Here is a 5,157-nt window from a genome sequence, read left to right as displayed (position 1 = left end):
TTCCGGTGAATAAGCCAAACCCTTGTCCTGTCCCGCCCGCCTCAGAATACACTTCCAGTTTCAGAGCGGATGACAACTACCCTGACGGAGGGGGGAAAGCTCTGGGCGCGATTGCGCCACCTATAGCAAACCCCAATACGCATGCCCAAAAGGCCAGCCTCATACCAACTCTCCTACTCGTTGATGCTTCTTACCCCACATTCCCCAAGTAGACCGCTGATTTCGCTGTCATGACTGTGGTATTTCATATATAAATCATAGTGTTGGCGGCTGATAAGGGCGTGTTTCATGGATCCCCCAGAGGGTGCGAGTTCGGATCGGGGTGATCGGGTCGGTTTCGACCGTCGCGTGCGGGTGGAGTTCCGGGGTGCGCAGATCAGTTCGGACGGCGGTTTGCTGGTGATGCGCGAGTTGGATGACGCGCTCGGCCTGTCCAATCTGGCGTCGGCGGTTCTGCGAGACAGCCGCCCCGGGAAGAACACGCTCCATCGGCTTGACGGGTTGTTCCGGCAATCGGTGTTCGGACGACTGGCCGGATACGAGGACGTGAACGACGCCGACCGCTTGGCGCTCGATCCCGTGATGCGTCAGGTCGTTGGCGGTCGGGCAGTCGATGCGCGGGCGGCATCGGCTTCCCAAATGGGGCGGTTCGAGACCGAGACGCTGGCTTTGCCCGAGAACCGGAACGCGCTGGCCGACCTGAACGGGCAATGGATCGACCGGTTCCATGACCGCAACGGGCTGAAGTACATCGTGTTGGACATGGACAGCTCGGTTAGCCCCACCCATGGTGACCAGGAGGGCGCAGCCTGGAACGGGCATTTCGACTGCACCTGCTATCACCCCAACTTTCTGTTCAATCAGTTCGGCATGCTGGAACGCTGCGCCCTGCGCCATGGCAACGTCCACAGCGCCGATGGCTGGCGCGACGTTCTCGATCCGGTCATCGCCCGGTATGCTGAGCGTGACATCATGCGGTTCTTCCGGGCGGATGCCGCCTATGCGATCCCCGCAATCTACGAACGGCTGGAAGAAGCAGGCTATTTCTACGCCATCCGGCTGCCCGCCAACGCGGTGCTCAAGGACAAGATCGCGCATCGGCTGACACGGCCTGTGGGGCGGCCCTCACAGACTAAGGTCAAGCGCTTCTACGAGGATTTCGCGTATCAGGCGACATCCTGGGACAAACCGCGCCGTGTGATCGCCAAGATCGAATGGCATCCGGGTGAGCTGTTCCCACGCGTCGGGTTCATCGTCACCAACCTGCCGATGGAGCCAGAATGGGTGGTAAGGTTCTACAACCAGCGCGGCACCGCCGAGCAGCACATCAAGGAAGGCAAATATGCCTTTCGTTGGACACGGCTGTCCTGCCGGAAGTTCCGCGACAACGAGGTGCGGCTGCAACTGCACGCGCTGGCCTACAACCTGGCCACCTTCTTGCGCTGCAGCGAGCTGCCTGAGGCCATGGCCGACTGGTCGTTGACCAGCCTGCAACTGAAGCTGATAAAGATTGGGGCGCGTGTCGTGCGTCACGCCCGTGCCATCACCTTCCAGCTGGCCGAGGTGGCCGTCACCGGCCCGATGGTCCGCGCCATCCTCGCCGCCATCCGCAGATTGCGAGCGCCACCGTTATGCACATGACCGCGATCCACGCCCAAACTGAACGAAAGCGGCAGGACAGGTCTGTCCGCTGCGCTGAAAAACATCGCCGTCGGGCCAGACCACGGTGGCTTCGCCTTCTGATCCACCCTGTTCCAGCACCCCGCCCGGCCGCAGGGGGCGCTCAGGGCGGACAATGCTTGTCCAGCCCGTCGATTCAGGCGAGCATCACGTCAGACGCAACGCCACTTGGGGAATGTCGGCTTGGCTCACTGTCGGTCTGATTCGATTCCGCCGCGGTCTGGCACGCCGCAATGACCGGATAGCAGGGGCGGTCAGAGACGTTCTCGGATGCCGCGGTCCAGGGACGGCCCTAACCGGCGTAGTGCCGGTCGAACTCACCAACCAGGGAACGCAACGTATCGTTGACGACGGATCAGATCTTGCGCAAAGTATGCCACGCGGGAATCCGCTATGGAGTCGGTGATCTACCGTCGCCGGGAGTTTGTTGGTCGAGGCAACCTGGGTAGAAGGCATGACCGTATCAGTTGGGCGGATATTCGATGATCCCGCGCTACGCATGAGAATACTCAGCCTTCTCACCTTCCTGATCGGCATGAACCTGCTGGCCTGGGGCTGGGCGCTCGTGAGTTTTCGCGAGTATCCGGTGCTGATCGGCACGGCCCTGCTGGCCTGGAGCTTTGGCCTGCGCCACGCGGTCGATGCCGACCATATCGCCGCGATCGACAACGTGACGCGCAAACTCATGCAGGATGGCAAGAAGCCGATCGGGGTCGGGCTCTGCTTCTCGCTGGGGCATTCGACCATCGTCGTGCTGGCCACGATCGCCGTCGCCGCGACGGCCACCGCCTTCAAGGACCGGATCGAGGAGTTCCACTCCGTCGGCGGCATCGTCGGCACCAGCGTCTCGGCGGTCTTCCTGCTTCTGATCGCCCTGATCAACATCGTCATCCTGCAGCGGACCTACCGCACCTTCCGGCAGGTCAAGGCGGGCCGCCGGCTCCAAGAGGATTGCATGGACGACCTGCTGAGCGGCGGCGGCTACCTGACCGCAATCCTGCGGCCCGCCTTTCGCCTCGTGACGCGGTCGTGGCACATGTATCCGCTTGGCATTCTGTTCGGTCTGGGCTTCGACACCGCGACCGAGGTCGGCCTGCTCGGCGTCGCCGCGGCGGAAGCGTCCAAGGGGCTGGATATCTGGTCGATCATGGTGTTTCCGGCCCTCTTCGCCGCCGGCATGTCGCTGATCGACACGCTCGATAGCATCCTGATGCTCGGCGCTTACGGCTGGGCCTTCGTTAAGCCGATCCGCAAGCTCTACTACAACATGACGATCACCGGCGTGTCGGTAATCGTCGCGCTCGTCGTCGGCGGCGTCGAGGCGCTTGGCCTGATCGGCGCGCATTTCCATCTGACGGGGCCGGTATGGGACGCCATCGGCGCGCTGAACGAAAACCTCGGCAATATCGGCTTTCTCATCATCGGCATCTTCGTCGGCACCTGGTTGATCTCGTTCTTCATCTACCGCTCCCGCGGCTACGATTATCTCGAGTATCAGCGCTCGGGCGACTGACCGCGCCGTATCCACGCGACATTTACGCGAGGCGTGGGATTGCGTATTCGAGGCGTGGACCGTCTTGGGCGCGGAGCTCGGTCGACCTCGGGGATGCAGAAGGACGAGATGACCGACCGGTTACAGGGAAAGGAAGCGCTCCCGGCGCAAGGAACGCCCCGCGAGGTCTTCGCGACCTTCCTGAAGCTGGGCCTGACCAGCTTCGGCGGCCCGATCGCGCATCTGGGGTATTTCCGCTTACTATTCTCGGTATGCTTTCTCTCCTGTCAAAAAAGCTTAGCCCCAACAGAGAGATTAACTAAGAACTACCTGTTTCTATTGTCTGCAAGATTTACAGTAAAAAGTAGTTGATCTTTTTTGAGTGGTTAGAATGGGAATGTTTCTTTGATGTGTCATTAATTAATATTGATGCATTGTCCGTCATTAATGATGTATCATCAATCGTGGCTGAGCGGTGGGATCTGACTGGTTCAGCTTGATTGCGAGTGGATGGCAGTCCTCAGAGTTGTCGGGAAGAAGGCTCCAGGTGCCAATGGCTAGCGTGGCGCCGTCGTGTGTAGATGGTTCCGTTTGTGTAGGGCCAGCGCGCCACGGTCGTCCGGCGGCCCGTTCAACCATGCCGCGTGGGGAAAGTCCGCCATCTCCGGTTCGTACACTATCCAGGGCGGCTGCTTCGCTGCCCGTGCCCGCCGCTCGGCGTAGGTCACGTAGCGTTGGATTCCGATACGCTTGGCCCAGAGGCGGCTGTCCGTTTCCGCCCCAAGACGGGCGAACCCGATCGCTCTTAGAGTGCTTCGCCCGAAGCACTAGGATGCGTTGGATCAATGCGCGCCGTTCGCGACCATAGCATCACTGCAAATACTTAATTGCATGGAGAGGAGTGACGTCGATGGAAGATGGAAAGAAGTCCGACCGAACTGTCTGGGAGGAGGTCGAGGTTGCTGGGAGCCAACTCGTCGACCGCGTCAAGGAGTTGGCGAAGGAGGGCAGCGTCCGTCAAGTGCGAATCCGCTCGGCCGATGGTGACGCCTTCTTGGAAGCCCCGCTCAACCTCAGCATCGTTGTCAGCGGCGTCGTGGTGCTGGCGGCACCTTGGCTGGCGGTGTTGGGCGTGATCGCCGGATTGGCTACCCGGGTCAAGGTTGAAATCGAGCGGGTCGAGGAGCCCACTGCGGGGGAGACGAAGGTCGAGAATTCACTCGAATAAGCGTGGCAATCACCTGGCCGGCTCGGAGCCTAACTGAGCTACTCCCCGTCTCTTGGACAGGATCTGGCGTAAATTAAGCTACTCGTTGCACCTGCTGATCGGGTTGGTTGATATCATTTCTCTGCCAATAGACCAGCGCCGGTGGCTTGCCGCCGAGGGCTGAGTGAGGGCGCTGTTGGTTGTAGAAGGTCATCCATTTCCGGATCGCCGCCTTCGTCTCCGATCCTGTCTCCCAGGCATGCAGGTAGACGCACTCGTATTTCAGGGTGCGCCACAGCCTCTCGATGAAGATGTTGTCGAGGAAACGGCCTTTCCCATCCATCGAGATCCGGACGCCCGACCGGCGGAGCCGATCCGTCCAAGCGAAGGACGTGAACTGAGAACCCTGATCCGTATTCATTATCTCGGGCGGGCCGAACTCGTGGATGGCCTCGTTCAGCGCCTCGACACAGAAGTCAGCCTCCAGCGTGTTCGAGATCCGCCAGGACAGAACCTTCCGCGTGTGCCAGTCCATGATCGCCACGAGGTAGAGGAACCCGCGCCGCATGGGTAGATAGGTGATATCCGAGCACCAGACCTGGTTCGGACGCTCCACCCGCAACCCTCTCAGCAGATATGGATAGGTCTTGTGGCCCTTTGCTGGCCTGCTGATGTTGGGTTTCTGGTAAATCGGCATGAGCCCCATCAGGCGCATCAGCCGCCGTATCCGCTTCTCGTTCACCAGGTGTCCGTCGTTACGCAGATGCCAGGTCATTTG

Annotated in this window: 4 protein-coding genes and 1 pseudogene; 4 read left to right on the top strand and 1 reads right to left on the bottom strand. The window is 60.6% G+C overall.

Going from position 1 to position 5,157, the window contains the following annotated elements; all coding sequences use genetic code 11:
* Positions 1-288: 288 nt before the first annotated feature.
* The 4 genes and pseudogenes from BLV97_RS20380 (at position 289) to BLV97_RS20365 (ending at position 4,400) form a co-directional block, all read left to right on the top strand.
* Positions 289-1,641: an IS1380 family transposase gene (locus BLV97_RS20380; RefSeq protein ID WP_035841319.1), complete on the top strand. Its 1,353-nt coding sequence runs from the start codon at positions 289-291 to the stop codon at positions 1,639-1,641.
* 466 nt (positions 1,642-2,107) lie between these two features.
* On the top strand, positions 2,108-3,193 hold the full coding sequence (locus BLV97_RS20375) for a HoxN/HupN/NixA family nickel/cobalt transporter (protein ID WP_210184821.1): 1,086 nt from the start codon (positions 2,108-2,110) through the stop codon (positions 3,191-3,193).
* Between the two features lie 108 nt (positions 3,194-3,301).
* A pseudogene (locus tag BLV97_RS21030) lies at positions 3,302-3,430 on the top strand (chromate transporter); the annotation flags it as partial.
* 652 nt (positions 3,431-4,082) lie between these two features.
* On the top strand, positions 4,083-4,400 hold the full coding sequence (locus BLV97_RS20365) for a DUF4342 domain-containing protein (RefSeq protein WP_035841315.1): 318 nt from the start codon (positions 4,083-4,085) through the stop codon (positions 4,398-4,400).
* Positions 4,401-4,473: 73 nt separating this feature from the next.
* Here BLV97_RS20365 and BLV97_RS20360 read toward each other — a convergent pair.
* Positions 4,474-5,157 (bottom strand): IS3 family transposase (locus BLV97_RS20360; protein ID WP_143037603.1); only part of this gene is annotated, 684 nt, incomplete at its 5' end.

The organism is Allgaiera indica (genome assembly GCF_900106675.1).
Classification (GTDB): Bacteria; Pseudomonadota; Alphaproteobacteria; order Rhodobacterales; family Rhodobacteraceae; genus Acidimangrovimonas; species Acidimangrovimonas indica.
Note: the sequence above shows the minus strand (reverse complement) of the source record. Positions and strands in the feature narration are given on the sequence as shown.